Consider the following 25,915-nt stretch of genomic DNA (forward strand, 5'->3'; position numbering starts at 1 on the left):
TCGATCTATATTTTGCTGATTGTAAGGCGCTCTTTGGGGTTTATGCAAAATGCTCAAATAAAGGTGGTTAATCATGAGTACTCATTTTTCGGTCAGTGTGCATTGTTTGTTGTTATTGTCACTCAGCGCGCCTGAACGAATCACGTCTGCACATATTGCAGGTAGCGTGAATACCAACCCTGTGGTCGTCAGACGTATTCTGGGCGGGCTGAAAAAGGCAGGATTGGTGAACTCCTCTCCTGGTACAAGAGGCTTCTACTTAGCGAAGCCATCAAGTGAAATCACATTAGCCATGATCTATCAGGCTGCCAAGGACGAAGGTCCATTGTTCCCGATTCACGGCAATTGTAACCCGGAATGTGAAGTGGGCTTGCATATTGACAGCCTGCTGAATAATCTGTATCAGGTTGCCGAGGCTAAGGTAGAACAGTTTTTTGCGTCGATCACGCTCGAAGATATGGAACGTTCCAGTTCCCAGATGCAAGCTGTTCCATTGCAGACAGAGTAGATTGCAACAAGACGTAAGGGAAAGGTGGGGTGTTATATGAAAATTATCGTCATCTCTGACACGCATTTATCACGAAAATCACGCAAGTTACCTGCGCGGCTCCTTGATGTACTGCCCAGTGCCGATCTCATTCTTCATGCTGGTGACTGGTCGGATTGGAGTGTACACCCATTGCTTAGTGAGTATGCACCGGTTGAAGGGGTAGCAGGTAATACGGACCCTTCGGAAATTGCTGAAAAACTTGGGTATTCCCGCATAGTTGAGGTGGAAGGACTTCGTCTGGGTCTTGTGCACGGTCATCTGGGATCAAAGGGTACGGAGCAGAATGCAATTCATACCTTTGCAGGCCAGCATGTGGATGCTGTGATCTACGGACACTCACACATCCCGGTGATGCATACCGTCGACAACACGCTGGTATTTAATCCGGGGTCGCCTACGGATCGGCGTTTTCAGAAGCAATATTCATTTGGCATCATGACAATAGATCAGGGTAAAATACAGGCTGAACATGTGTTCTTTGATCGGGATTAGAGAGATATGCGCTGGTTGCAAGTTGGACGAGTGCAAGAACCAGAACCAGCTACTGAAGTGGCGACTGGATAACTGAAAGGGAACCTTTTCCTTAAATTTCATCTTATATATATGATTATTGTACAAGGCATCTTTGAGCAGAATTCAAATCTGTTCCAGGGATGTCTTTTTTGATTTTTGATCACATCATTCTCTTGGAAGTTATCTCTGAATGGGGAATGTGCTCTGTTCGTTATCTGTCATTCATCTGTTGGCGTTTTCCCCTATGGTGACGTTCAGTGGAGTGATACAATGCCTTTACGACATAAAATGAATACGTTTACATAAGGAGATGGATCATGATGAAACTGTCTGTATTCACCGTGGCTACCCCTGATCTGAATGCAGAAGAATTGGCATCGGCTGCGGCTGCAGCGGGGATTGATGGAATTGAGTGGAGATTCCGTGAAATACCTGAAGATGCTATATCTGAAGAGCCTTCTTACTGGAGAAATAATCGATGCTCCGTAGATCCGAGTCGCTGGGAGGAACAGGTTCCTGGTTTTCGTGAAGCAGCGTTAGGGCAAGGTAGAAAATCCATCGCACTTGTACCGTATCTGAACTGTGGAGATCTGTCTGCCACCAAGCAAGCGTTTCAGGCTGCGGCTGGTTTAGGAGCATCTATGATGCGTGTAGGTGTTCCTGGATATGATCGCAAGACCAGTTATCCTGAGTTGTATCGTAAAGCCGTTGATTACCTGAGTGAAGTACAGGATTTGGCCAAACAGTACAACATCAAGGCGATTGTAGAGACGCATCATCAGACGATTGCACCGACGGCATCGCTGGCCTATCGGCTTGTGCAATCGCTCGACCCGCAGCATGTGGGTGTATTGTACGATCCAGGCAATATGGTGCATGAAGGATATGAGAATCATCGGATGGGACTTGAGTTATTGGGCCCTTATCTGGCTCATGTGCATGTGAAGAATGCCGGGTGGTTTGAAGCAGGAGCGAATGATACGCAAAAGGCTAATGTGACTGAACAGAGCAATGGAATGATTCTGAATACACCTTGGAAATGTCAATGGACACCGTTGACTGAAGGCATGGTGGATTGGGTACAGATGTTCCGGGATCTGAGAGCCGTCGGATATGACGGATACTACGGAATTGAGGACTTTAGTGGTGCCTTGGACTCCAAGGCGATGTTACAGCATTTTGCAGACGTTTTCGCCGAAATTGAGCGTCGTGTGGACGAGGAGGAGAAGTCATGAGTATCGTACGAGTAGCGGTTATTGGTATAGGAAACATGGGAGCAGCACATGCCAGAACGTTGGTAGCTGGAGAAGTACCCGGTGCAGAGCTGGTCGCTGTATGTGATGTAAGAAGAGAGATGGAGAGCTGGGTATCCAGTCATCTTCCGGCAACGGTAACCTATTGGCAGGATGCTGAGCAGATGATGGCTTCGGGTACGATTGATGCAGTCATTATTGCAACGCCGCATTATGATCATCCGGAACAGGCCATTCAGGCGTTCCAGCATGGCTTGCATGTCATGATCGAGAAGCCGGCCGGTGTATATACGAAACAGGTACGCAAGATGAATGAAGCGGCCGCAGCCAGCGGTAAAGTCTTTTCCATGATGTACAACCAGCGGACCAACCCACTCTACATTAAACTGAGAGACTTGATCGCTTCGGGAGAACTGGGTGAGGTACGGCGTACCAATTGGATTATTACGAACTGGTATCGATCCCAAAGTTACTATGATTCCGGCGGCTGGCGGGCAACTTGGGCAGGAGAAGGTGGCGGTGTACTGATTAACCAGGACCCGCATCAACTGGATCTGTGGCAGTGGACCATCGGCATGATGCCGGTGCGAATGCGTGCTTTCTGTTCGTTTGGCAAGTATCGGAACATTGAAGTGGAAGATGATGTAACAGCTTATGTGGAGTATGAAAATGGAGCAACGGGTGTCTTCGTAACGACTACTGGAGAAGCACCGGGTACCAATCGATTCGAGGTCAACGGAGACCGGGGTAAAATCGTGATCGAAGATGGAAAACTTACGTTCTGGCGACTTCGGGAATCTGAGCCTGAATTCAATCAGCGGTTTACCGGAGGTTTTGGACAGCCAGAATGCTGGAAATGTGAGATTCCGATTACAGGTGTGGAAACGGGTCACCCGGGCCTGATTCGTAACTGGGTTGACTCGATTCGTACAGGCGCACCACTCATTGCTCCCGGTGAGGATGGGATACACGGATTAACATTGTCGAACGCTATGTTGCTGTCCACCTGGACGGATAACTGGGTGGATCTGCCGATCGATGAGGATCTGTTCTACGAGCATCTGCAGGAATGCATTGCTGGTTCAACGACGAAGAAAGACAAGGCATTCAGTGGCAGTCAACCTGCTGATTTGAGTCAGACATTTAAATGAAGACGATTTGTTATATAAGACGAGTTCATTGTAATCAACATTTTATAAAAAGGATGGGATGACATGGCTAAAGACGGGATGTTCTATGCACCAAAAAGTGTTACAAAAGAGGTCGTATGTGGTCCGGGTGAGTTCACTATTGCTGCTGTTGCGCTGGATCATGGACACATCTACGGCATGGTTGGGGGATTGTTGGATGCTGGAGCTACCCTCAAGTGGGTATATGATCCGGACCCGGCGAAGGTAGCGGCATTTCAGAAGCAGTTCCCACAGGCTCAAGTCGCTGGATCTGAAGCGGAGGTGCTTGCAGACGATGAGGTGTTATTGGTGGCAAGTGCAGCGATCACTTCAGATCGTGCACCGCTTGGTATGAGAGTTCTGGCCGCAGGCAAGGATTATTTTACAGACAAAGCCCCATTTACCACGCTGGAGCAATTAAAGCTTGCACGAGAAGAAGTGAAGCGAACGGGCAAAAAGTATATGGTTTATTACAGTGAACGACTGCATGTAGAAAGTGCGATCTATGCGGGACAGCTCATTGAACAAGGGGCAATCGGCAAAGTAGTGCAAGTTATGGGCACAGGCCCGCATCGCTTAAATGCCGCAGGAAGACCCGATTGGTTCTTCAAGCATAAGCAGTATGGCGGTATTCTCTGTGATATCGGGAGTCACCAGATCGAACAATTTCTGACGTTTGCATCATGTACGGACGCTGAGGTAGGGTTCAGTCGTGTGCATAACTTCAATCACCCACAGTTCCCGGAATTGGAAGACTTCGGCGAAGCTTCTCTGATCGGGGACAACGGAGCGTCCGGTTACTTCCGAGTGGACTGGTTCACACCGGATGGTCTTGGCACATGGGGGGATGGGCGTACAGTTATTCTTGGAACGGACGGTTATATCGAACTGCGGAAGTACATCGATGTAGCGAGAGAACCGGAAGGAGATCAGGTCTATCTGGTAAACCATGAAGGCGAGTTTCGCTACAGCGTGAAGGGCAAGGTCGGTTATCCGTTCTTTGGTCAACTGATTCGCGATTGTCTGGATCGCACCGAGACAGCCATGACACAGGAACATGCATTCAAAGCGGCAGAACTCTGTCTGATTGCACAGCACAAAGCCATGAGCGAGCGCGTGGTGTGGAGTAGCGGAGCGAAGTAAATGTTTTAGGTGAAGGGAAGAAGGCCAGGGATGATCACTGAAGGTTATCCGTAAAGTTGAGCAAAGAAAGAGCAGCCCAAATGTTAAACTGCATCCGACAGGTTAGTCTTTTCTAACGAATGGAGCAGTTCGCACTGGGGCTGCTTTTTTTGAGTATGTTCGTGACTTCGAAGATGGATTAATATGGGTTATATTATATGTAGTTCGGATATGGATTGATAAGAGAGGTGTTTACGAAGTTCGTAGATATGATGTTATACGACAGAATCAATAATAATAGAAAAAAGGATGATAAGTCTTTTCAAATGTTAGGATTTTGCAGTTCAATAAGGAGTTATAAATACCTTTAAAACGTTTAATCTCCATTGCTTTTGGAGCATTAGCAGATATATTTAGGTAAACCGATAAATAAAAATTAATGTGAAAGCTTGAATTCATTAGTAGGAGGATTTATGAAATTAATAAGTTTATATATAGAAAATTATAAAAAATTCAAGAGAAAAGAAATTGTTTTTTGGGAGTCACAAAGTGAGATTGAAAAGCTGCTATATAGAAATGCTACTATTACTGCTTTCATAGGCCTAAATGGCACTGGAAAAACGACGATATTAAGTCTTATTGCTAATATTTTTAGAAACTTAGAGCGGTCTCAGTCTAAAATACCTACAGATTTTAAGCTTAACTATGAAATTAATGATCATCAAGTGAGTATTCAAAGGTATGAGGAAGTTGTATATATGAGGATAGATGGTAAAGGAACATTTGTATTACCCGAGAGAGGAAGAAGGAACGGGCAAGATTATTATAATAAGGAAAAAGTCCCTTCTGATTATACTGAAAAAACTAAGAAGTTTCATGAAATAGTAGATTTTATACCTAGACGAGTGATAGTTTCTGGTTTTGATAGTGAATACGAACTGGAATACCCGATCAATCTATTAGCTACTAGACTGCTAAAAATAAATAGCAAACTTTACTATAAAAATACTTACGGAATGGACTTTTCAGAAGGGATTTTTAAATTTATTAATATGTATTTTCAGAATCAAGAATTGAACTACATATTAAAAAGAATGAACATTAGCTTTGTGAATAAGATCTTTGCTAGGTACTCACATCCGATTTTCCACAAATTCGAATCAGTAGAAAATATACAAGATGGATTTTATGAGGAATTAGGATATTGTTACGTAGAAGATTACGGGAAGTTTCTCATAAAGAAATCAGATATTCCGTATTTCGAAGATCTAATAAAAATAAAGCAGAAATATCCCAAAGCATTTCGTGACTTTTACAATGAAGATTTTATCACAGGAGAATTTTTTGAAGTTTTCGGAAACGAAATGGACGTAGATGGATTCAATGTCATTTTTAATTTTGAACACTTTCATAAAGATTATATCATGGAGTTAATTTATATTCTTTTGAAACATAAGCATTTGTATTTTAATGATGTAATTATCAAACGAAATGAGGGAGAAGAATATAAGATAAAAAATATGAGTACAGGAGAAAAGCTTTTGTTTGGTCGGCTCTTTTTTTATTAACACATATAGAGAACGATTGCATTTTAATCATTGAAGAGCCAGAATTACATTTGAACTATTCGTGGAATAAGCATTTACTACCTATCCTATCAATTTTATTAAAGGAATACGATTGTCATTTACTTATAAGTAGTCACAATTATAGCTTTATTAATAGCCTATTTTCAGAACAAATAAGAATTTTGGAAGATGATGAAATAAAGACACCTGAGTTTAATACTTTTCTTGCAGATGAGAGAGTAATATTAGATAAGCTTATAGACAATGAGCAAATGGAAAATAGATTTGAAGAAGTGGTTATTCAAGCATTAAAAGAAGAGGATACGGCGTCTTTGAAAGCATTTTTTGGAGCAATGGGCGAATCTTTTTTAAAGGTAATAGTTTTTAAAAAATTGATTGAACTAGGTGAGATTAATGTGGAAAGTTAGTAATTTCAAAAATGAAGCAAAATTGAATTTGTTTCAAGATAATATCTGTTACCCATTTTTATCTACTCTAGTTGAATACGCCACGAAAAAACAATTATTTCAGTCTTTTGAAAATTTTCTTGATCAAAAACACAGCAAAAAAAACTACTATGTTGTTTTGAAATATGTAATCAATTTAAAATTAAATATATATAAAATGTTATTTAGAGGAACTGGTTAATACAAAAAAAGTGAAATACTTAAGAAAACAATTCGAAATTTTTAAAAAGCAAAATACTCAGCTTGATAATTTTGATTTCAATTTAATGAAAGAAAGTATAGACCCGGTATTAAAAGATATTTTCATTGAGGTATTCTATCAAAAGCTATTTGATAACGCCAAAGTTTGGGGAATGATCGACTCCCATTCAAGCATCTTTTCAAGGCAGATATTTCATGAGAATTTCAAAGGTGAAAACAATATCTATATATGTCCATATTGCGATACGGATACAATTATTTCTGATGGGAACATAGTTATTGAACATTTTATACCAAAATCAGATTACCCGTTTGTTAGTATGCACCCTAACAATTTAATGAGTTCCTGCTATGGTTGTAACGGTATATATGGAAAGCATACTAAATATTATGCACCTATTTATTCACCTTACAATGTTCAAATTGGGGAACTTATTAAATTTGGTATTGATTTCTCAGAAAAAAAAGTAACATTAGATGGAGCAGGAGAGTTGAAAGTCAATAATTATATCAAAACATTAAGACTGGAGCCTAAGTATTCTAAAAGAGATGTGTTTGATTTAGTTTATTCCAATTCTAATTTTGTTTTTGGATTAATTACAAAAGATAAAAAACAAGAAATTGATACGGACTTATTAAAGAAATATTTACAAGTAAAGAAGAACCCCTTAACTTTTCTTACTCTAAGTGTTTTTAATGATGTTTGTAAGTATGAGTCAAATAAGTAGTTAAGATCTTAGAAACAAGAGTTAATTCGAGAAGCAATTCCGTCGTATAACATAATATTCAGGCTGCGGGCCACTACGCTGAGTTGTGAATACAGGAACGTTATAAGACAGAACGAAGACTAATTAAAGGGGGATTATTTGTGGGTAGTTACGCATCTATTGGTATTAATGGCTTTGACTTCTCTTTAAGCAAAAATCATATAAATTCCATTTGGCTTACGCTGTATCGTGAAGAGGATAAAAAGTTAGAAAAAATAATAGATGAAGATAATGAGGAGAGGTTGTCTTGTAAATACAGATCTACTGTTAAAAAAATTAAATTGCGCTTAGATATTTTGGGTTTTACGTTAGATAAAGCGCAAAAAGAATTTATCACTCATAATGAATCTGTGCAAAACTGTAGTTATTTATGCGGAGATGAATTCGTAGAAATAGAAATCAAAGAATATACATTCAACAATTGGTTGAAATCAATGAAAGGTATAATTACTTCTCCCTACAGTCACTACTTATATTATAAAGATGAAATAGTGATACCAAACTATCCAATGGAGTATTTCATGATGAACGAGGATTATCAAGGGGAATCTATTTTTGGTTTTATTAGTTCCGACATTAGATATGTTTTTCGGGCTTTATTAGAACTATATAGTGATGATGATAACTGCGAAATTGATTTTTCTTCTCTTGTTGATGGTGGTTGGTGTGAAGCGAATGATAGAATTTGTGAAGAAACACTAAATGAACTAGCAGAATCATATATAAGAAATGAACGAATTATTATTTTAACAGAAGGATCATCAGATATTTCGATTCTCAAGCGTAGTATGCGGATTTTAAACCCCGAGGTTGTTGATTTCTACTCGTTTATGGATTTTAACACTACAAACGCACAAGGAAGTGCTTCTTCACTAGTTAGTTACGTTAAGGCATTTATTGGTTCAGGTTTACGAAACAAAGTTATTGCTGTCTTTGACAACGACACTGCTGCTTTTGAGGCACGTACTGTACTCAATAAAATTGATATTCCTGACAACATAAAAATCGTTTCGTATCCTGATCTAGAATTTACAAAAAGCTACCCAACACTCGGACCTTATGGAATTATTTCAACCGATATTAATGGCTTAGCATGTAGCATTGAATTGTATCTTGGAATCGATATGTTAAAAGATAGAAATGGAAACTTAATTCCAGTCCAATGGAAAGGATATAATCAGTTATTAAAAAAATATCAAGGAGAGATTTTGAATAAAGAACAAATACTACAAGGATATTTCAAATTACTTGATAATTTTGAAAAGGGGGAAAGCATTCCGCATGATTGGGGTGGTATAAATACTATCCTTAATATGATTTATAGGGCGTTTGATTGATGATTTTGATTGTAACTCAAATTTCAGTCGTATAACAAACGCATTCACGATTCGGGGCTTACGCCCCTTGGTCGTCCGATGTACAATCATGGAAGAAGTTCAGACGAAACACGAGCCGGCCTATGATAGTAGCAATCTAAGTCCGGCTCGCGTCATTAATACAGTGAACGTTGTACGACAGAATCGAAAATAATAGAAAAAGAGCGTCATATAACCCTCTAAATGCTAGAGTTTTGCAATTCACTAAAGAGTTGTAGAGCGTCTTTAAAACCTTGTATGTAGATACTTCTTTCTAAAATGGATTGAAGAGAAATTTGAGCGTCTTCGTAAAGAAAAACCGTATGTTGAAGTTGATCGGGCAAAGCATCACGAAGTGTTTTAAAGTATTGATCTGTCTCAGAAGAAAGCTGAGTGTATTCCGCATGACAATCCAAAAGCTCAGTATAGAGTAATTCTAGACGTATTCTTATCAGTGGTTCTGTTAGCGATTCTAATGTATTAACCATATCCTATTCCTCCTTTGATTAACTCTATAGAGTTATTATATAACCTCATAAAGTTAATTACAAGGTGAATATTTGACTTTGTAGAGTTAAAACTTCGCTTTTTATTGATGATTACTAATGAGGAAGATAAGATGGACTATGGAGGGGAAAAGATGAACGTAATCAAGTGCAATATACGAGAACTCATGGCAGAACATCGAATAGATGATATAACAGAATTGATGGTGAGATCAGGCTTAAGTCGTAACTCAATCAACAAATTATATAGGGAGACGAATATAGAAACAACCAAATTAGAAACACTTTTCAAGTTGTGTGATACGTTTAATTGTAAGTTGTCTGATTTGATCGAATATGTACCAGAAGAAAACAAGTAGTGAGAGCCGTGTCGAGAAGCGATTCCGTCGTATAACATCATATTCAAGCAGCGGCTCCGATGGAGCCTTGGTCTGCGGATGGATTTCGGAGAGGGATTTCAGCAGACAACCCCTTTGGGGTTCGTGAATACAGGAACGTTATATGAACTCAGAACTCAGCGTAAAAACAGTATAATAATTCATTATTTTATTTTTGAATAGGAGAGAAACCATGCTGGACGCAGTCATTTTCGATATGGATGGAACACTATTTCAAACAAACAAAATCTTAGAGTTATCGTTAGAAGAAACGTTTTCTATCTTGAGGTCTCTAAATGAATGGTCGAGTGAAGCTCCAACCCAAAAATATCGTGAAATAATGGGAGTTCCTCTACCAGTAGTTTGGGAAACGTTATTGCCGAACCATTCAAATGAAATCAGACGAATTGTGGACGAGATCTTCCTAGAGAAGTTAATTGCAAATATTAATAATGGCAATGGCGCCTTATATCCTCATGTCAAAGAAATTTTTGATTACTTGAAACATGAAGGTTATTTCATTTTTATTGCAAGTAATGGACTAAACGAATACCTCAATGCCATCGTTAACTGCTACAAATTAGATAAGTGGGTGGCAGAAACTTATAGCATCCAACAAATAGGAACTCAAAATAAGGGTGACTTAGTCGGTCATATTCTTAAAAAACATCACATCAGCAGTGCAACTGTAGTTGGGGACAGGATTTCTGATTTCAATGCCGCAAAAAACAATGGGTTGAAGGCTATTGGTTGTCGATTTGATTTTGCCCAAGAATGGGAGCTTGCACAAGCGGATTTTATTATTGACGACTTACTTGAATTAAAAAATATATTTAGACATCAGTGAAAATAGAATGCTCTTGTAATTATATTGAAGAAGACGCTGACATCCTATAACAACATATTCAAGCTGCGGCTACCACTTGGTCACAATGATGCTTCTGGCAGGGTAGTTGATTCATGTGACAACTTGCTGCGCAAGTTCGTGAATACAAAAACGTTAGCAGAAATCAGGGAAATGCTTAATCCAATTATAAAGATTAGATAAACTATTATTTAAGGACGGGGATTTTAATGAGTAGCTTGTTACTAACCTCTTGTGGTTTCTATACTGAAGATATTAAAAATCAATTTCTGGATTTTATTGATGGAGATATTTCTCAATTAAAAGTTTCAATTATTACAACAGCATCCCCTAGAAAAGAAGCTAATAGATATGCACAAAGAGCAATGCAAGAGTTTAAGGACATGGGATTTCAGTATATCAATTTTGTAGATATAGAATTTGATGACCCGCAAATTCTCTTACATAGAGATGTTATATATCTCAATGGTGGAAATCCATTTACATTATTGTATTACGCGAAGAAAAGTGGTGCTGATGAAATTATTAAAACACTGGCCGCACAGAATGTAATTATAGTTGGAGTAAGTGCTGGAACGTTATTACTGGGGCCGAATATTAACATTGTCGATTTCTTTACTCCACAGATGAATACAATGGATTTAACGGATTTTAAGGCATTAGGTGTAACCGACAAGCTTATTTTTCCTCACTATGATAGAGAGGACATATTTAAAGATCGCACTAATAAAACAATTGAAGAGAGCATAGTAGAATTTGAATCCAATGAGAACTGTAAGGTGACAAGGCTTAAAGATGAAGAATATATCTCAATCTTAATAAACGAAGCACATTGAAAGTCGTAAATTCATTATAAGGAGCTCGAAGAAGCTCATAGTTTAGGAGGAGTCTATATGATATTAGAAAAAGTTATCAATAGGATTGCAATACAAAGTGAATATAAGGATTTGGTTGATAAGTATATAGATCATATACTTAACGAATTTAAAGGTAAGATTCATAGTATTTATATGTGTGGCTCGATTCCAAAAGGAACAGCTCAACCTTTTAAGTCAGATGCAGACTTTACTATTGTATGTGCAAATCCCGAAGATATTGATTACGAAAGATTGTCAATGATTAAAGACAGGCTTTTGGAAGAATATCCATTCGTCACTAAGATGGATACGATCATTTGCTCGATTGATAATGTATTAAGTAGACCAAATGATTGGGGTTTTTGGGTTAAGATCATTTGTGTTTGCATACATGGGGAGGACATTGGTGAAAAAGTACCCCCGATCATAATTTCTCCAGAATTCATTTTAGACTTAAATACAGACACCAAGGAGGAAGTAGATCGTGTACATCGTTCACTTTCTAATGTTAGTGATCACTCAATGAAAACTAGATATATTAAAGGTTACTCTAAGAGATTAATTCGTGCATTATACTCTTTGGTTTTAGAAGATACAGGGGTATGGGAAGATGAAATCATTAAGATGAAGAATGCCATATTAAACTATTGTGAGATTGACTCCGCTTTAGTTGAGTATCTGTATGCTTGTTACTTGGATAGCGATGTATCTGTTGAAGAGTTTCTAGAAATTGCAGATGAAGTATATCACTATTTTGAGACCGCCTTAAATACAATGGCTGCTTCCAGAAATTAATTTGGATAACAATATATTGAAGAGCTTTAAAACGTAACTCGATGATGTCGACAACAGCAGGAAACATTGTTTTCACCTATCGGACCTATACGTTCCTTGGGTCCGCCAGAAGGTAAGGAAACAGGAAGCGGTGTCAGGCGATCAACCCTACTGGCTAAGTGGCGGAGCCACTCGGCCTACCTACCTTAAGCCATTGAGGCGTCGTGAATGCACGAACGTTATGCGAAAGGCCAGAAGAACGTATAAACCATGAAAATCAAAGGATGAAAGAAATGAGTAAGAGGACATATCTTGTGAATATAGCTTATCTAATTGACTTAACTGACGAAGAATATAAAGAAATCGATGGGGACTTGACTCCTGTACTAGAAAATGAAATTACAATAAGGAGAGATTTGAAATTACATTGGGAGAGCAGTTCCTCTGTATATCTCGATCCAGAAGCAATGAATTGCGGAAGGTGCGCAAAATGTAATTCATGGGCAACTGATAGAGAAAAACCAAATCATATTGATGAACTCAATAACGGAGCTGTGGTTGAAGGGCAATTACTTTGTGATGAGTGTTTGCCAGAGGAGCATAGATGGGCCTTCTAAAAATGGATAATGGTTAGTAATTCGCAGAAGTCTGATCCATCTCACTCTTCGAGTCATTCGGAGCTCGGTCCGGCCAAAGTAAGATGAGGATTCGGAGAAGTATTTGGTAGCTGCAGGGAAGCGGAATCAGCCGTACACATCCGCACCGACTAAGCGCATCACGCCCAGCGACTTCGTCTCTGTAAGTCGGTGGGACGTCGTGAATACAAGAACATTAGCAAAAACCTCTGTTAAGAACTGTGTTAAAGGCAGAATCAAATACAAAAATTTCAGACTTGCGTCATCGTAATTCAAAGACAGTTTATACAGAGGAGTGGGGATTCATGATCAAAAAATCGGAGGAATTTTTAAAGAGGATGTTAAATTTCTTTCCTTCCACTAGTACTGATTATAAAAAATCAATTGAGAATCACGGTATGGTATTAGAAACTGTCATAATTGAGGGAATATTCATGCCGGAGATTATTAAGTTATTAAGCGAGAATAGAAATAACAAGCTTCTAGAAAGTATTTTTGATTATTTTGAAGAAGTATCTAATTGCAAAGATGATTACTTAATTAATAGCATTTTTTCAGTTACAGTATTGGAAATATTGGGTAACGACGAAAAGATTCTTCGGGCTGCACAAGAGTATATGGGACCTAAAACCATGCAACTTCAATTAGAGGCTGATATAGGATTAGATAGAAGCTGATCAACGTGGTGGGACATCGTGGATATAAGAACGGTTGTCCAATACTCTTAAACAAAACAACAAGCATAGGAGCAATATAATGACAATCATGTTCAAAGAAATAAAAGACATTGATACACAGGCAATTCAAGAACTGTTTCATTCCGTGGACTGGAAATCAGGAGATTTCCCAGAAGATCTGAGACAAGCAATAAACAACTCGCATACGGTTATAACAGCATGGGATGATACCAAATTAGTTGGCTTAATAAATGCATTGTCTGACGGCGTGATGACAGTATATTTTCATTACATGTTAGTACACAAAGAATATCAATCATTAGGAATTGGAAAGAGAATGATGGAACAAATGCTTAGTCGATATTCTAATATCAAAACAAAAGTGCTTATATCTTATGATAGTGCAGAAAAATTCTATGGATTATTTGGATTTAAGCCAGAAGAAGGAACTAAAGCCATGTTTATTTCAGATATGGTATAGCATTTTGTGAGTTTATCCACGAAGCTGGGATCATCAGATAATAACACGTTTCAGTTCTAGGCATTTAGCTATAGCTCTTCAGTGGTATTAAACCATCATAGGAGGAATTAAAATGAAATTTATCGTTTCTGCAAGTGTAATCGTTCTCAATGAACATAATGAGATTTTACTCATGAAAGGTCGAAGAGGCTGGGAAATGCCTCAAGGTTGTGTTGAAGAAGGAGAGACTATTAGGCAGGCAGCAGTTCGAGAAGTGAAAGAGGAAACAGGGATTGACATTGAATTAATTAAATTTTGTGGTTTGTATCAGAACATAACGCGCGGCGTATGCAACAATATATTTACTGGAAAACCGATTGGTGGAGCTTTAACTACCAGTGATGAAAGTGAAGAGGTGGGCTACTTTACTTTAGAAGAAGCTCAACAAATGATAACATGGGGGAATTTCTATGAAAGAATTCATAATGCATTAGATGAGCAAAGCCATCCATTTCTGATTGAATTTTCAGAATAAGGTCACTCATTATGATAGACTCCACCTTAAAGTCGCTCCTCTTTTGGTTGGTGATGTTCTAGACAGACACCATTCGACCCAAGATAGGGGCGTTTTTTATTTGCTTGTACCTTCGTAACTCAGGTTTAATTGCGCTAGTTTTCTAATCCAAATACAGATATGAGAGTAGTGTAATATAAGGAGCAGCCCGAGAATACAGGTTGCTTCTTTTTTTGCTTTTACACTTCGCAAATGGAACATTGTGGGTTATATTGGATATGATTTGGTTCTATAGTAGAGAAATGGAGAGGTGGCCAACCTTGGATGAAAAAATACGCTTTCCGATAGGACACTTTGAGCCAAGTCTTAAATTCTCTAATGAGGACCGAATCCACATCATAAGTCAAATTCCCGGAATTACGAAGACCATAAGAGAGATTACAGAACATCTCAATGATGCTCAACTTTGTACTCCTTATCGTGATGGCGGTTGGACAATCACACAGATTGTGCACCACCTTGCGGACAATGACATGAACGCTTATATCAGATTTAAGAGAGCCTTGACTGAAGATGAACCGATGGCAAGCTCATATCGAGAGGATTTATGGGCATCATTACTTGATTACAGGAATACGCCCATCGAAGATTCAATTTTGTTGATGGAGATACTACACAAGCGATTTCTCACGCTGCTGCATGGCTTACATCCCGATCAGTTTAGAAGAACACTTCAAACAGAAGTGTTAGGTACAATTTCATTGGATATCGCTCTACAAAGATTTGTATGGCACGGTCAGCATCATATTGCTCAAATTAAATCTTGTATAACATCGCAGAGGTGGTAGGGTCTTATATACATCTCAGGTGTGGAGGTAACATAATGGGAAATTGTGAATTGAATTTCTAATGAGGAGCCTTGGTTTGCTGCTATCACTTACTGAGCATTTGTATGTAAACGGATTCAGAACTAGATGAGTGACAGCGTTTTAAATATAAAGTCAAATAGAAGTAATCTTGATTAGGGGGATACAAATGTTGATTGAAGATGAAAAAGTATACCCTGACTGTTCAGTTGAAATAAGAACTGTAGACGTTGGCGGTTTAACAAAACCACAGCTTATTCAGAAACTGGACCAACACTCTATTTTATTGAATAAATATGGAGAACAGTTGTTAAATGATGAAAGATTCATAGTTTCCAGTACAAAGCAAAGCTTGCAAACGGTTGAGTTGACCGTCAGACAACTTGGATTTTCGGATGGTACTACGACTTTTCAGCTCTTTCGAAGAGCAAATGATCTTGGGTTGGAATGTTGTCCGGTTGAGTTAGGACCTTATCTAAGAATGCAATATTTGGATCAGCCCGAGATATGTTCTACCAATATTTCAGAGGGTAACAAAGCTCCGTCCGGCTCCATTACCATAGCATCTGCAGCACTTACGGAGGATAATGATTTTCCAAAAGGTTTTTATCTCAGACGAATAAACGACAAGTTATGGTTACGAGGATATCTTGCCGACCATTTGCATATTTGGAGTCCTCATGATCGCTTTATCTTCTGTAGGGCTCAGCTTTTTATTGTATGAAGATCAGGAAGATGTTTTGAAAGGAAAGGAGTGAAGATCAATGGATATCAAAAACAAAAGCGGAGATGTGCTTGGAAAAATTCAAATTGAATCCTTACGCAATGATAATGCGATTGACCGGATCGTCATTGATATAAAGCCTGGTGACGGGAAGGCGATTTACACCGCAGATGTTATAGAGAATCAATTCACGCAACAGACCAATTATACAGCCATTCCATGGGAAGACGGTTTGGAACAGTTGCAACGACATTATTCTCCATGGCAGCCGAAATTTCCGATTGATTCTGATATAGATGCCATTCATGTATTTTATGGATTTGATAATTTAACTCCGCAAGAAATCGACGAAATGATTGAAGAAAGTAACAGGTCAGGCAGAAATGTAGTGATACGAGACCTAAAGCCCAATAAGAGGGTTGTGGGCGTTAGCATCACGTATCAAGAATACGGTGGTTATAAACTTAATATTTTCGGGACAACAAAGAGCCGAATCAGATTGCCTGATTATGATGGTACTACGGTTAAGCAAGCAGCCATACGTGGCGTGCAAGCATTTTATATTTTCAATAACGAAACAGGGCAATTGATTTGGATCGAAGAGGATGTGCATGGAAAGGCACTACAATATGAGATCATTGGAAGAAACATGGCAGAAGATATTGTGATGAAGATTGCCGATTCAATGAACTGATTAATTTATATTAAAACTGTTATAGAGGAGTTTCTATGAATCGGACGATAATGATCAACTAATTTTGCTTGGTGACTGTGTGGATCGAGGTCTGAACAGTAAAGAAGTGGTTGAGAAGGTTATCAAACTAGTTAGAGAACATAATGCGATCGCACTAAGAGGCAATCATGACCAACGTTTAGTTGATTTTATTAAAGAGGGGAGTTCCTTAATTAAAGCAAAATTTATTGAACACGGTGGTATTCAAACCCTTCAGAGCTATTGTAATCTTGACGGCGAAATTTCTGATGAAATGTTGGACCAGGCAGCAATAAAAATGGATTACGGCTACTATATTGATTTTTTGAGTGAATTACCTGTATACCATGAGGATGAGACGCATATTTACGTTCATGCCGGATTAAATCCTAACTACATAGAGTGGAAGAATCAACCAGAACACGATTTTATGTATATTAGAGATGAGTTTATCCGATATACGTTTACCAATTTACACAAAAAGATTGTTTTTGGACATACAAGAACGATAGATATCCACGGGACAGCAAATATCTGGTTTGGTGAAGACAAGATAGGAATTGATGGTGGATGCGCCTATGGAATGCAATTGAATTGTTTAATATACCAAAATGATTCAAAGTTTAATACAAAGTGAGGTAAAGGGATGAGTTATAAAGCTATTCTCAAAGACCAGTTAAACGCCTGCTACCACGATAAAAGCTGGTTCATTCCGCTCCATGATATTTTGATAGACCTCAATGCTGCGGAGGCCGCTTATGTAAAGAATGAGGGGGAACAATCCATTTGGGCTATCGTAAATCATCTTATTTTTTGGAATGAGAAGTGGCTCGAGAGATATAATGACGAACAGATTGACGGGCAGGATTCCACTAATAATGATGATACATTTCACGTAGATCCGTCTAAAATTAATGATTTGGAATGGAAAAAGACATTACAAAGACTGGAAAGCGTCTTTAGTGATTGGAACAGGGCGCTCGAGGATAGCGAAGAACACAAATTGGTCCAAGAAATCCCAACCTATTTCAATGCGCCGTGGTGGGGAGTTGTATCGAATCTATGTATTCATAATGCTTATCATATTGGGCAGATCATGCTGCTTAAAAAAATAATGAAACATCCGTAGCGCCCGCAGTGATACTTTATTAAACATAACCTCTGTAAAAGGAAGATGATAACGATGGAAAAAGGAAAAATTATATTTTTGAACGGTGTAACCAGCTCTGGTAAAACTTCAATCGTAGAAGCGATGCAAACATACTCTGATCCATTTTTCTACGTTGCTCGCGCCACATTATGAACAAGTCAAAAACATTTTTGAAGGGTATCCATTGAATATCATTGAGTTGTATTGCCCTTTGGACATTTGTCGTCAGCGGAATATCAAACGTGGGGATCGAAGAGAAGATCAATCCGATGAGCAAAATAAAATCATGGCATCCAACATTCACTATAGCTACTCGGTTGATACGAATGTGAATACACCATTAGGCAAGGTCTACGAGCTAGGCGGGCATATTCTATTACTTGGTGCGCCGACGAATAGTAATACATCCTTACATTTGGCTGAGTATAGACAGCAAAACTCAGTGATTCCAAGCAAGAAGAATCGCCGAGAGATTCGACCTTATGATCGAGTTGTATACAGAGAACGTCATTACTATCATAGCGTTGATTTTTTTGAGATGATTCCTCCGAAAGAACCAATTCTATTTTCAGCCCTATCAGAAATAAAAAAGATCGCTTTTGAATCCCTAGGGTTGACCCCCATATTCAAAGTAGCGACCTTTTTTGCTAAACTCGATATTCAGCCTATCCGCATTCATACCAAAAAGCTTCAGAAATCTTCCGCCTCGATAAGTTGTTTGAGCTTCTGACGCTGACGCTTCTCCTTCTTCCGGCGCTCCTTGTCTTCCCACTGCAAGGCTTTGAGCAACGAGAAGCACATCCCCATTATGACAACTGCGAATGGCAAAGCCGCCACAATCGAGGCTGTCTGAAGCCCGTCTAATCCACCGCTAAGCAACAATATGACCGCAATGATTGATTGCATGATCCCCCAAGTAATTTTCACTTGGTTGCTTGGAATCAATGCACCGTCTGAAGTTAGCATGCCAAGTACGAATGTCGCAGAGTCCGCCGATGTAATGAAGAACGTCATAATCAACATCGTGGCGATAAACGCAATTAACGTTCCCAGTGGGAGACTCTCCAACATGATGAATAAGGCAGTCGTTGTATCTACCTTAACGGATTCAGCCAAATTGGTCATTCCGAACAATTCCATATGAAGTCCCGCTCCACCGAAGACAGAGAACCAGAGGAACCCGAAGGCGGTCGGAATGAGCAACACATAAATAATAAACTCTTTAATTGTCCGACCTTTGGATACCCGAGCAATAAACGTACCTACGAATGGCGCCCACGCAATCCACCATGCCCAGTAGAAAAGCGTCCATATACCTGTCCAGGTTCCTTGTGAGAAAGGAGTCAGATGTAAACTCATGTTAATAACATTTTGCATGTAGTTCCCCAAGCTTGTCGTAAAGATCTCAAAAATAAAGGAGGTCGGCCCCATAACTAAAACAAACAGGAGGAGCAAGACAGCAATAACCAAGTTGGTGTTACTTAGAATTTGGATTCCTTTATTTAAGCCTGTGCTCGCAGAGATCAAGAACATAACGGTCGCAATTCCGATGATAACAACCTGCGCCACCGCGTTGTTGGGTACTCCGAACAGGTGACTCAATCCGCCATTAATTTGAAGTGCACCGAGACCAAGCGAAGTCGCAACACCAAAGACCGTGGCAATGACGGTCAGGATGTCGATCGTTTTGCCAATCCATCCGTTTACTACGCGCTCCCCCAGAAGCGGAATAAACGTCGAGCTGATCAAACCTTTGTATCCTTTGCGGAACTGAAAGTAAGCAAGCACAAGCGCGACTACTGCATAAATCGCCCATGGATGCAGTCCCCAGTGAAAAAAGGAATACTGCATAGCCAGTCTCGCCGATTGCGTCGTTCCTCCTGTAGCATTCTCAGGTGGTGTTAGATAGTGAGAAAGCGGCTCCGCTACTCCCCAGAATACAAGTCCAATCCCCATCCCTGCGCTGAACAGCATGGATAACCAGGAAAGAGTGGAATATTCCGGCTCGTCGTCATCGTCACCCAACCGGATGCTTCCGAAACGGCTGAACGCCAGATAGAAAGCAAACACCAATAGAAACAACGTAACCAATAAATAGAACCAACCAAAATTTCGAATTGAAAAGTCATAGGCCAGGTTGGCAACATTAGCTAGCTGATCAGGAGCAACAGCTCCCCATAAAGCAAATAATGCAACAATAATAATTGAAATTATAAATACCATAGATGCCCCTCCATTTTTCCCCGCTATCGTTCTCTCAGTATGTACATAAGCCGGACACGCTTATTCAATTTCTATAGGGAAATTTGGAAAAATCTCATGTTGTCAATGTCTTTCCATAAACCTTCCACTAAACAGCCAACTTCATTTTGTTTTCAGCTATCTTTTCAGCTTATTATTTTTTGTCTAGCGTGACAACCCTAACATGCCATCTCCTTTCAACAATAAATTCACTATATTATATATACCATTCCTAGGCACAAAAAAAACGAAGCTTTGAAGATCCTTCAAAACTACCCTCCTACATCATAAGCATCTTTCCCAGATTTGAAACGGTTTTTCAGCCCAATGTACATGAGTAAGATGATATTTAAGACCTTAACTTTTTCCATACTATTCACGATAGAAATCAACCAACCATGGTAAACATGTATTAGATGCATGCTATTATCTTACCTGTGGTTCGTAAACGAACTACACTCCAAACTGTTTAAGATGATGATCCAGATGTTTATAGATGCCGATACCCCATTGCTCAGGTGTTAATCTTCCGAAAAAAGGATGGGGGTGAGGAGAGCATTTTTCTGGACCACCATGTTGAAAAGTTGCAATCTTTTGTTTCAGATTCTCTTTCTCTACCATAAATTCTCTGTTGTCTTGTATGATGATTGTTGGGATGGTCGACATATTATGAGGTAATGGCTTTTCATTATAAAACATCGATTTGGCAAACCTCCCTAACAATCCTCTAGGTGGAAAAGCATTCCCCATGGGAATGTCTTGAAATGCCGAGCAGTGAGCCAGCATTTGAGGGACCTGCATGTTTCCCCATTCAGGCTTGGAATTTGCACGGAGTCGATCAATACGCTCCACGATTTCTACAGCATGCGTTTTGTTGAAGATACTTTTCATAAGAACACCCCGATCATCATTTTGGAAAACATTGAATAGAGGAAAAATCGCCTATTTTTCAAGATTATCGTTCAACCGTGTCATTTCCTTTTCTAAAATTTGTCCAACATGGCCGAGAGCATTCGTTATGTCTAATAATTGCTTCGGATCAAGGTGAGCCATAATATACTGGTTCCATTCATCGTACTGTGCATAAATCGCTTCCAGCACCTCTTCTCCTTTCGCCGTTAATTCAAGTAACTTGGTTCGTCGGTCAGTGGGATGGTCTTTGTAGACTGCGAGTCCTTCATCGGTTAATACATCTGCAATGCGCTGTACACTTTGGCGGGTTAACCCCATATCACGGGCGATTTTGGCTACTGTCGGTGTGCTATGTCCAATGCGGCCCAGAACCTGCCATCTGGCACTGCTTTGATCCAGTGAACGTGTGATCATGTCCCCTGAACGCATTAGTAACCCATTGATGTGGAAGATTTGAAGGGAAAACGTACTCATAACATCTTCTATATTTTGGTTATATTTCATATGGTTATCTTAATTTATTGACAGTATACTGTCAATTTATTTTTGCTTTCATCTCTTTTCAGTGAATGGAAGGTTTTTAGAGTTAAGAACAAGAATAAAAGGAGATGACATGTGTATGACAAAATTTTATGTCCGTGAAGCCGTTCAAACAGATGCGCGAGCTTTAGTAGATTTGAATTACCTATTCAATGGAGTTCGGCGAAATGTAGATGAGGTACAACAAGAACTACTACATACAAGAGAAACAATCGTAGTTGCGGTAATGGAAGAGCAGGTGGTTGGATTTGCCTGTGGGCAAGTGTTTAAGTCGTTTTGTTACATGGAATCTATGGCTGAAATAACCGAAATGTACATTTTAGAATCTGCACGCAGGAATGGATTGGCTGTTCGGATGATCGCATTGTTGGAGAACATATTCAAGAACGCTGGTGTAAAAAGTGTCAAGATTCTTACTGGACAGGAGAATATGCAAGCGATCAACACATATGAAAAGGCAGGGTATTACAGGGAAGACCATTTAGTAATGGATAAGAAATTGGAAAAGTTATAAACACATCTGACTTACGAGGTTTTGAAAATGGAGGATAAGGAATCGTTTATCAAAGTAGGATATGATATAACATAAAAAGGAAGGGCAGATCGATATGATTACATTCCAATACTTTGAACCGGAAGATTTTGAACTACTGATCGAATGGAGTGGGGATGAAGCATTTCTGCTCCAGTGGGCCGGCCCTCAGTTCCATTATCCACTTTCCAGAGAACAGCTATCTGATTATTTGGATGGTGCCAATGATAAGAACACTTCAAATAAGTTCATTTATAAAGTGATGGATGAATCGACTCAGGAGATTGTGGGTCATATTGCTCTTGGCGGTATCGATCGATATAATCGTTCAGGGCGTATCGGTAAGGTGCTTGTTGGCAAGCCATATCAGGGTAAAGGCTATGGGAAGCAAATGATCGATGAGGCACTTCGAATTGGATTTGAAGAGGAGAAGTTACACCGGATCAGTCTGGGCGTATTTGATTTTAATGTCTCAGCCATCCGATGTTATGAAAAAGCGGGCTTTGTACAAGAAGGACTTATTCGTGATGCGAGAAGATACGAAGATACATTCTGGAATCTTATCGAGATGAGCATATTAGAAAATGAATGGAAAAAATAGCTTCTCAAAAAGGATCATCATACTTGAGAGGAGGTTTACCCACTCGTCATGCTGAACATTCTGAAAAAGCTGACTTTTTGGTTTGTTATTTTCTCGCTAACCGTATGTTTCATTAATCTATCAGGGAACGATGATAAGAATATTCTGATTTATCTAACGAATCCTATAAATCCGTTGCTGAATGACTGGTTGACCAAGATAAATACAAATCCAGAGACGACTTCATTGTTCAGGCCGTTGATATACTTGTTCCATTTGATTTTTTGGGGCGGAGTGGGGTTTATCCTAGATAGGCTCATCATGAAGCTTAACCGTAAAGGGTAGATCTGAACAACTATCGGAAAAAGGTCATCTTTCATGAGAAACCCTTCGTTGAACGGATGAAATAACTACGTGTACGAAAATTTAAATGGGGATGTCCGCCTGTCATCTGAATGACAGGCGCGGACATCCCCTTAATTAATTGCTTTCTGGTTTATTTCAATGATCCCCGTATCAATAAATTCCTTCACAGACACGCCGTCGCTAGCGAGTAACAGGGTCTCCATCATTTTGGCACCCCAGACTCCTTCATTCTGCGAAATAACGGCAGACAATTGACCGTTGAGCAACCCGTTTTCACTGGTCGGGCTATCACCGAACGCGATTAAATGCCGGTTAAGGCCTTTTGCTTTCCAGATCAGGGTAGAGGCAGAGACAGAAACAAAATCGAGCCCGATAATCGCATTGAAGTGAGGGTGAGCTTGAATCATATTCTCCATATCGGACATGGCTTGATCTTCATTCCCTTGATGATAACGAACTTCCAAGATTTCGATGTCTGTTTCACTGCGGATATAGTCAATGAATCCATTAAGCCGCTGCTGCAAACCTTGCATCTCCTCCAAGCCATTCTCGACAAGAATCATGCCTTGATTATGCAGGAGTCGTGTAGTCGTCATCGCGAACTGCTGGCCAGTGCGATAGTTATCGGCGCCCACATAAGCGATTCGATGACTGGATGGGACATCTGACTCAAATGTAATGACAGGAATACCCGCAGCTTGGGCTGCATCAATAACGGGTGTAAGTGCAGCAGCATCGACAGGAGATATAGCTATCCCGTCCACATGCTGTTTGATCATATTCTCCATGATACGGATCTGTTGTTCGGTATTGGCTTCATCAGGTGCGTTTACAATTAACGTGATATTGTGTTTCCCTGCATACTCCGTTGCATCCTTCGTGATCATCTCATAGGTTGGATACGTCATTGGATAAATAATACCGAAAGTTTTGCTAGCTGCAGATTTCTCTACGGGTGAAGTTGCAGGAAGTGTTGCAGCCATCTGCTGTGGACGAATGTGTGCCGAACCGGATGAAATGATCATCGGGAACAGAAGTATTAGTGTAAGTAAAAGTGCAAATCTGGCTTTATTCATACATTGGCTCTTTTCTCATATCTGATGGTCTGGCCTGCGATTCCTCGGTTCCTTGAGTTCGGTATTCTCTTGGTGTAAAACCCGTTGTTTTCTTGAATATATTGGAAAAATAGTGAGAATCGTTGTAACCGACTTTGTAAGCAATCTCAAAGGTTTTGTTGTTGGTTGTTTTCAGCAGCTCCTTGGCTTTGCCGATTCGAATCTGGGTTAAATACTCCGTTATCGTTTGACCGGTTTCCTGACTGAAAATCTTGCTTAGATGACTTGGACTGATTCTGACGTGTGCAGAAATCAACTTCAACGAGACCTGTTCGTTATTGTATTCACGGGATACATAGGCTTTCACCTGATCAATAACATCACTGTATTTTCCGGAGCACGCTGCTCTTCTCTGCCATAACAGGTTAAGCAGGGAACACAGATATTGGGTGCAATCCTCCCAGCACGTGATCTTCCGGATCGTCTGCTGCAGGGAAGTAATGTTCTCATCCGAATGGTCGCTCATGCGGAATAGCTGATTTGCGAGCCGAAACGACTCCAGCGTAAGATCATTCAACAGATAGAAGCCATACGATGAGGACTTCCAGTCGAAGGACTGTAATGGAGCGGCAAACTCCTGCACAAAATGGTCTCGCAGATTGGGGCTGCCGATTTTGAGAAATTCAAGGAACGAATTCCTGTCGAGAAAAAGAGTCGTTTGCTCATCCAGGTTAATTTCACGTAGAGAAGCTCTGTTCTGAAGGGTGAGCCGGGTAATATATTTATCCTCCTCCGCTTCCAGATACGAGACATGAATTCCTTGCAGACGCTCCTGTTGACTGCCAATGCCCAGAATAATATGACAGTTGAACATATGCTCAAGTTCCATACGAACCTGCCCGCGAAGCTGCTCCAGATATACGGATATGCTGTCATCGGTGTGATGCTTGAGCAGAAGCACCAACTCGGTCCTGCTTCGAATATAAGAAAGAAGTTCTACGTGGGAATCACGAGTTTCTTCCAGTACGGGAATCAGCTTCTTCATCATGGATTCCGAGTCCCTAGAATCATCTGTTAATCGTACGTCGATAATGACAATTGTATAATACCTGGCTGAGAGAGGAAGTGAGAGTTGTTTGGCTGATTCAATCGCATCGGTTGTACCGATGAGTCCTCCACACAGATCGGCCAGCAGTTTTTCCTTGGTGATCGTTCGGCTTGTCATGCGTTGGTGTTCTTCATCCATTTGTTTGCTGACCTTATGAAGCATTTGGATTAGCTCTGCTGCGCTTATTGGCTTTAGACAGTACTCGGTCACACCGAGTCGGATTGCCTCCTGGGCATAGCTGAATTCATCATGACCGCTCATGATAATGATTTTGATATCAGGTTGTTGAGTGCGAACGATGGAGGTCAGTTCCAATCCGTTCATAAATGGCATTTTGATATCCGTAATCAGAATATCCGGAGCCCATTCATGAATCAAAGGTAACGCAAGCTCGCCATCGGATGCATCCCCGCAATAGTGAAAACCTTCCTTTTCCCAATCAATGCAGCTGCGTATATTCTCCCGAATTCCAATTTCGTCATCCACGATCATCACTTTT

31 protein-coding genes and 1 pseudogene are annotated in these 25,915 nt (G+C 39.9%); 26 read left to right on the forward strand and 6 right to left on the reverse strand.

Features of this window, described 5'->3' with window-relative positions; genetic code table 11:
- The first annotated feature begins 73 nt into the window (after positions 1 to 73).
- From AC1S8V_RS11935 to AC1S8V_RS11975, 9 genes are all read left to right on the forward strand, one after another.
- Complete coding sequence (locus AC1S8V_RS11935) at positions 74 to 508, forward strand: Rrf2 family transcriptional regulator (RefSeq protein WP_482073750.1); 435 nt, start codon at positions 74 to 76, stop codon at positions 506 to 508.
- A 36-nt stretch (positions 509 to 544) separates the two neighbouring features.
- Positions 545 to 1,042 carry a metallophosphoesterase family protein gene (locus AC1S8V_RS11940; RefSeq protein WP_482073751.1) on the forward strand — a complete coding sequence of 166 codons (498 nt, stop codon included), beginning with the start codon at positions 545 to 547 and terminating at the stop codon, positions 1,040 to 1,042.
- A 341-nt stretch (positions 1,043 to 1,383) separates the two neighbouring features.
- A complete protein-coding gene (locus tag AC1S8V_RS11945; RefSeq protein ID WP_482074462.1) occupies positions 1,384 to 2,298 on the forward strand; it encodes a sugar phosphate isomerase/epimerase family protein in 915 nt (304 codons plus the stop codon).
- On the forward strand, positions 2,295 to 3,467 hold the full coding sequence (locus tag AC1S8V_RS11950) for a Gfo/Idh/MocA family protein (RefSeq protein WP_482073752.1): 1,173 nt from the start codon (positions 2,295 to 2,297) through the stop codon (positions 3,465 to 3,467). Before AC1S8V_RS11945 ends, AC1S8V_RS11950 begins: the two co-directional genes overlap by 4 nt.
- A 63-nt stretch (positions 3,468 to 3,530) precedes the next feature.
- Entirely contained in the window at positions 3,531 to 4,628 is a 1,098-nt protein-coding gene (locus tag AC1S8V_RS11955; RefSeq protein WP_482073753.1) for a Gfo/Idh/MocA family protein, read from the forward strand.
- 452 nt (positions 4,629 to 5,080) lie between these two features.
- On the forward strand, positions 5,081 to 6,175 hold the full coding sequence (locus AC1S8V_RS11960) for an ATP-binding protein (RefSeq protein ID WP_482073754.1): 1,095 nt from the start codon (positions 5,081 to 5,083) through the stop codon (positions 6,173 to 6,175).
- A 50-nt stretch (positions 6,176 to 6,225) separates the two neighbouring features.
- Positions 6,226 to 6,603 (forward strand): hypothetical protein, encoded by a 378-nt coding sequence (locus AC1S8V_RS11965; RefSeq protein WP_482073755.1) that lies wholly within the window; start codon positions 6,226 to 6,228, stop codon positions 6,601 to 6,603.
- 230 nt (positions 6,604 to 6,833) lie between these two features.
- Complete coding sequence (locus tag AC1S8V_RS11970) at positions 6,834 to 7,571, forward strand: HNH endonuclease (protein WP_482073756.1); 738 nt, start codon at positions 6,834 to 6,836, stop codon at positions 7,569 to 7,571.
- A gap of 140 nt (positions 7,572 to 7,711) precedes the next feature.
- A complete protein-coding gene (locus AC1S8V_RS11975) occupies positions 7,712 to 8,947 on the forward strand; it encodes a HEPN/Toprim-associated domain-containing protein (protein WP_482073757.1) in 1,236 nt (411 codons plus the stop codon).
- Between the two features lie 218 nt (positions 8,948 to 9,165).
- On the opposite strand, the gene AC1S8V_RS11980 is transcribed toward AC1S8V_RS11975, so the two are convergent.
- Positions 9,166 to 9,453, reverse strand: a complete 288-nt coding sequence (locus tag AC1S8V_RS11980) for a hypothetical protein (protein ID WP_482073758.1) — start codon at positions 9,451 to 9,453, stop codon at positions 9,166 to 9,168.
- 152 nt (positions 9,454 to 9,605) lie between these two features.
- Between AC1S8V_RS11980 and AC1S8V_RS11985 the strand changes: the two genes are divergently transcribed.
- From AC1S8V_RS11985 to AC1S8V_RS12055, 15 genes and pseudogenes are all read left to right on the forward strand, one after another.
- Positions 9,606 to 9,830 (forward strand): helix-turn-helix domain-containing protein, encoded by a 225-nt coding sequence (locus AC1S8V_RS11985; protein ID WP_018883096.1) that lies wholly within the window; start codon positions 9,606 to 9,608, stop codon positions 9,828 to 9,830.
- 211 nt (positions 9,831 to 10,041) lie between these two features.
- A complete protein-coding gene (locus AC1S8V_RS11990; protein ID WP_482073759.1) occupies positions 10,042 to 10,695 on the forward strand; it encodes an HAD hydrolase-like protein in 654 nt (217 codons plus the stop codon).
- Positions 10,696 to 10,922: 227 nt separating this feature from the next.
- The gene (locus tag AC1S8V_RS11995) at positions 10,923 to 11,549 is read left to right on the forward strand and encodes a Type 1 glutamine amidotransferase-like domain-containing protein (protein WP_482073760.1); all 627 of its coding nucleotides are present in this window, start codon (positions 10,923 to 10,925) and stop codon (positions 11,547 to 11,549) included.
- 57 nt (positions 11,550 to 11,606) lie between these two features.
- Positions 11,607 to 12,365, forward strand: coding sequence for a nucleotidyltransferase domain-containing protein (locus tag AC1S8V_RS12000; protein WP_482073761.1), 759 nt, complete (start codon positions 11,607 to 11,609; stop codon positions 12,363 to 12,365).
- Between the two features lie 272 nt (positions 12,366 to 12,637).
- Positions 12,638 to 12,961 carry a hypothetical protein gene (locus AC1S8V_RS12005; protein ID WP_482073762.1) on the forward strand — a complete coding sequence of 108 codons (324 nt, stop codon included), beginning with the start codon at positions 12,638 to 12,640 and terminating at the stop codon, positions 12,959 to 12,961.
- Between the two features lie 323 nt (positions 12,962 to 13,284).
- Positions 13,285 to 13,656: a DUF7674 family protein gene (locus AC1S8V_RS12010; protein ID WP_482073763.1), complete on the forward strand. Its 372-nt coding sequence runs from the start codon at positions 13,285 to 13,287 to the stop codon at positions 13,654 to 13,656.
- A 79-nt stretch (positions 13,657 to 13,735) separates the two neighbouring features.
- Positions 13,736 to 14,137 (forward strand): GNAT family N-acetyltransferase, encoded by a 402-nt coding sequence (locus AC1S8V_RS12015; protein WP_076330751.1) that lies wholly within the window; start codon positions 13,736 to 13,738, stop codon positions 14,135 to 14,137.
- A gap of 112 nt (positions 14,138 to 14,249) precedes the next feature.
- Positions 14,250 to 14,651, forward strand: a complete 402-nt coding sequence (locus AC1S8V_RS12020; RefSeq protein ID WP_482073764.1) for an NUDIX hydrolase — start codon at positions 14,250 to 14,252, stop codon at positions 14,649 to 14,651.
- A 299-nt stretch (positions 14,652 to 14,950) separates the two neighbouring features.
- Positions 14,951 to 15,478, forward strand: coding sequence for a YfiT family bacillithiol transferase (locus tag AC1S8V_RS12025; RefSeq protein WP_482073765.1), 528 nt, complete (start codon positions 14,951 to 14,953; stop codon positions 15,476 to 15,478).
- Positions 15,479 to 15,665: 187 nt separating this feature from the next.
- Positions 15,666 to 16,220, forward strand: a complete 555-nt coding sequence (locus tag AC1S8V_RS12030; protein ID WP_482073766.1) for a helicase — start codon at positions 15,666 to 15,668, stop codon at positions 16,218 to 16,220.
- 40 nt (positions 16,221 to 16,260) lie between these two features.
- A complete protein-coding gene (locus AC1S8V_RS12035; protein WP_482073767.1) occupies positions 16,261 to 16,914 on the forward strand; it encodes a DUF4367 domain-containing protein in 654 nt (217 codons plus the stop codon).
- 52 nt (positions 16,915 to 16,966) lie between these two features.
- Positions 16,967 to 17,569, forward strand: a pseudogene (locus AC1S8V_RS12040) (metallophosphoesterase); the annotation flags it as partial.
- Positions 17,570 to 17,578: 9 nt separating this feature from the next.
- A complete protein-coding gene (locus AC1S8V_RS12045; protein WP_482073768.1) occupies positions 17,579 to 18,061 on the forward strand; it encodes a DinB family protein in 483 nt (160 codons plus the stop codon).
- A gap of 54 nt (positions 18,062 to 18,115) precedes the next feature.
- On the forward strand, positions 18,116 to 18,235 hold the full coding sequence (locus tag AC1S8V_RS12050) for a phosphotransferase-like protein (protein ID WP_482073769.1): 120 nt from the start codon (positions 18,116 to 18,118) through the stop codon (positions 18,233 to 18,235).
- Positions 18,236 to 18,266: 31 nt separating this feature from the next.
- On the forward strand, positions 18,267 to 18,812 hold the full coding sequence (locus tag AC1S8V_RS12055) for an AAC(3) family N-acetyltransferase (RefSeq protein WP_482073770.1): 546 nt from the start codon (positions 18,267 to 18,269) through the stop codon (positions 18,810 to 18,812).
- Here AC1S8V_RS12055 and AC1S8V_RS12060 read toward each other — a convergent pair.
- The 3 genes from AC1S8V_RS12060 to AC1S8V_RS12070 all read right to left on the reverse strand — a co-directional run bounded on the left by AC1S8V_RS12060 (position 18,773) and on the right by AC1S8V_RS12070 (position 21,649).
- Positions 18,773 to 20,305: a glycine betaine uptake BCCT transporter gene (locus AC1S8V_RS12060; protein ID WP_482073771.1), complete on the reverse strand. Its 1,533-nt coding sequence runs from the start codon at positions 20,303 to 20,305 to the stop codon at positions 18,773 to 18,775. The genes AC1S8V_RS12055 and AC1S8V_RS12060 overlap by 40 nt on opposite strands.
- Before the next feature lie 471 nt (positions 20,306 to 20,776).
- The gene (locus tag AC1S8V_RS12065; RefSeq protein WP_482073772.1) at positions 20,777 to 21,214 is read right to left on the reverse strand and encodes a DUF1569 domain-containing protein; all 438 of its coding nucleotides are present in this window, start codon (positions 21,212 to 21,214) and stop codon (positions 20,777 to 20,779) included.
- A gap of 51 nt (positions 21,215 to 21,265) precedes the next feature.
- Entirely contained in the window at positions 21,266 to 21,649 is a 384-nt protein-coding gene (locus AC1S8V_RS12070; RefSeq protein WP_482073773.1) for a MarR family winged helix-turn-helix transcriptional regulator, read from the reverse strand.
- 205 nt (positions 21,650 to 21,854) lie between these two features.
- Here AC1S8V_RS12070 and AC1S8V_RS12075 point away from each other — a divergent pair, with 205 nt between their 5' ends.
- Together AC1S8V_RS12075 and AC1S8V_RS12080 are read left to right on the forward strand one after the other, a co-directional pair.
- The gene (locus tag AC1S8V_RS12075; RefSeq protein ID WP_482073774.1) at positions 21,855 to 22,289 is read left to right on the forward strand and encodes a GNAT family N-acetyltransferase; all 435 of its coding nucleotides are present in this window, start codon (positions 21,855 to 21,857) and stop codon (positions 22,287 to 22,289) included.
- Between the two features lie 94 nt (positions 22,290 to 22,383).
- Complete coding sequence (locus AC1S8V_RS12080; RefSeq protein WP_482073775.1) at positions 22,384 to 22,908, forward strand: GNAT family N-acetyltransferase; 525 nt, start codon at positions 22,384 to 22,386, stop codon at positions 22,906 to 22,908.
- A gap of 455 nt (positions 22,909 to 23,363) precedes the next feature.
- Here AC1S8V_RS12080 and AC1S8V_RS12085 read toward each other — a convergent pair whose 3' ends face one another.
- Complete coding sequence (locus AC1S8V_RS12085; protein ID WP_482073776.1) at positions 23,364 to 24,329, reverse strand: sugar ABC transporter substrate-binding protein; 966 nt, start codon at positions 24,327 to 24,329, stop codon at positions 23,364 to 23,366.
- Positions 24,322 to 25,911: a response regulator gene (locus AC1S8V_RS12090; protein WP_482074463.1), complete on the reverse strand. Its 1,590-nt coding sequence runs from the start codon at positions 25,909 to 25,911 to the stop codon at positions 24,322 to 24,324. Before AC1S8V_RS12090 ends, AC1S8V_RS12085 begins: the two co-directional genes overlap by 8 nt.
- Between the last annotated feature and the right edge of the window lie 4 nt (positions 25,912 to 25,915).

This window comes from Paenibacillus sp. B46(2026) (assembly GCF_056786355.1).

Excerpts from the sequence above, each read along its gene's own strand:
- AC1S8V_RS12030 (WP_482073766.1), top strand. The coding sequence starts at position 15,666 with ATGTTGATTGAAGATGAAAAAGTATACCCTGACTGTTCAGTTGAAATA.
- AC1S8V_RS11935 (WP_482073750.1), top strand. The coding sequence starts at position 74 with ATGAGTACTCATTTTTCGGTCAGTGTGCATTGTTTGTTGTTATTGTCA.
- AC1S8V_RS12065 (WP_482073772.1), bottom strand. The coding sequence starts at position 21,214 with ATGAAAAGTATCTTCAACAAAACGCATGCTGTAGAAATCGTGGAGCGT.
- AC1S8V_RS12080 (WP_482073775.1), top strand. The coding sequence starts at position 22,384 with ATGATTACATTCCAATACTTTGAACCGGAAGATTTTGAACTACTGATC.
- AC1S8V_RS12045 (WP_482073768.1), top strand. The coding sequence starts at position 17,579 with ATGAGTTATAAAGCTATTCTCAAAGACCAGTTAAACGCCTGCTACCAC.
- AC1S8V_RS11960 (WP_482073754.1), top strand. The coding sequence starts at position 5,081 with ATGAAATTAATAAGTTTATATATAGAAAATTATAAAAAATTCAAGAGA.
- AC1S8V_RS12085 (WP_482073776.1), bottom strand. The coding sequence starts at position 24,329 with ATGAATAAAGCCAGATTTGCACTTTTACTTACACTAATACTTCTGTTC.
- AC1S8V_RS12000 (WP_482073761.1), top strand. The coding sequence starts at position 11,607 with ATGATATTAGAAAAAGTTATCAATAGGATTGCAATACAAAGTGAATAT.
- AC1S8V_RS11980 (WP_482073758.1), bottom strand. The coding sequence starts at position 9,453 with ATGGTTAATACATTAGAATCGCTAACAGAACCACTGATAAGAATACGT.
- AC1S8V_RS11995 (WP_482073760.1), top strand. The coding sequence starts at position 10,923 with ATGAGTAGCTTGTTACTAACCTCTTGTGGTTTCTATACTGAAGATATT.
- AC1S8V_RS11990 (WP_482073759.1), top strand. The coding sequence starts at position 10,042 with ATGCTGGACGCAGTCATTTTCGATATGGATGGAACACTATTTCAAACA.
- AC1S8V_RS12050 (WP_482073769.1), top strand. The coding sequence starts at position 18,116 with ATGGAAAAAGGAAAAATTATATTTTTGAACGGTGTAACCAGCTCTGGT.
- AC1S8V_RS12070 (WP_482073773.1), bottom strand. The coding sequence starts at position 21,649 with ATGATCACACGTTCACTGGATCAAAGCAGTGCCAGATGGCAGGTTCTG.
- AC1S8V_RS11945 (WP_482074462.1), top strand. The coding sequence starts at position 1,384 with ATGAAACTGTCTGTATTCACCGTGGCTACCCCTGATCTGAATGCAGAA.
- AC1S8V_RS12005 (WP_482073762.1), top strand. The coding sequence starts at position 12,638 with ATGAGTAAGAGGACATATCTTGTGAATATAGCTTATCTAATTGACTTA.
- AC1S8V_RS12060 (WP_482073771.1), bottom strand. The coding sequence starts at position 20,305 with ATGGTATTTATAATTTCAATTATTATTGTTGCATTATTTGCTTTATGG.
- AC1S8V_RS11955 (WP_482073753.1), top strand. The coding sequence starts at position 3,531 with ATGGCTAAAGACGGGATGTTCTATGCACCAAAAAGTGTTACAAAAGAG.
- AC1S8V_RS11950 (WP_482073752.1), top strand. The coding sequence starts at position 2,295 with ATGAGTATCGTACGAGTAGCGGTTATTGGTATAGGAAACATGGGAGCA.
- AC1S8V_RS12020 (WP_482073764.1), top strand. The coding sequence starts at position 14,250 with ATGAAATTTATCGTTTCTGCAAGTGTAATCGTTCTCAATGAACATAAT.
- AC1S8V_RS12075 (WP_482073774.1), top strand. The coding sequence starts at position 21,855 with ATGACAAAATTTTATGTCCGTGAAGCCGTTCAAACAGATGCGCGAGCT.
- AC1S8V_RS12015 (WP_076330751.1), top strand. The coding sequence starts at position 13,736 with ATGACAATCATGTTCAAAGAAATAAAAGACATTGATACACAGGCAATT.
- AC1S8V_RS12010 (WP_482073763.1), top strand. The coding sequence starts at position 13,285 with ATGATCAAAAAATCGGAGGAATTTTTAAAGAGGATGTTAAATTTCTTT.
- AC1S8V_RS12035 (WP_482073767.1), top strand. The coding sequence starts at position 16,261 with ATGGATATCAAAAACAAAAGCGGAGATGTGCTTGGAAAAATTCAAATT.
- AC1S8V_RS11985 (WP_018883096.1), top strand. The coding sequence starts at position 9,606 with ATGAACGTAATCAAGTGCAATATACGAGAACTCATGGCAGAACATCGA.
- AC1S8V_RS11940 (WP_482073751.1), top strand. The coding sequence starts at position 545 with ATGAAAATTATCGTCATCTCTGACACGCATTTATCACGAAAATCACGC.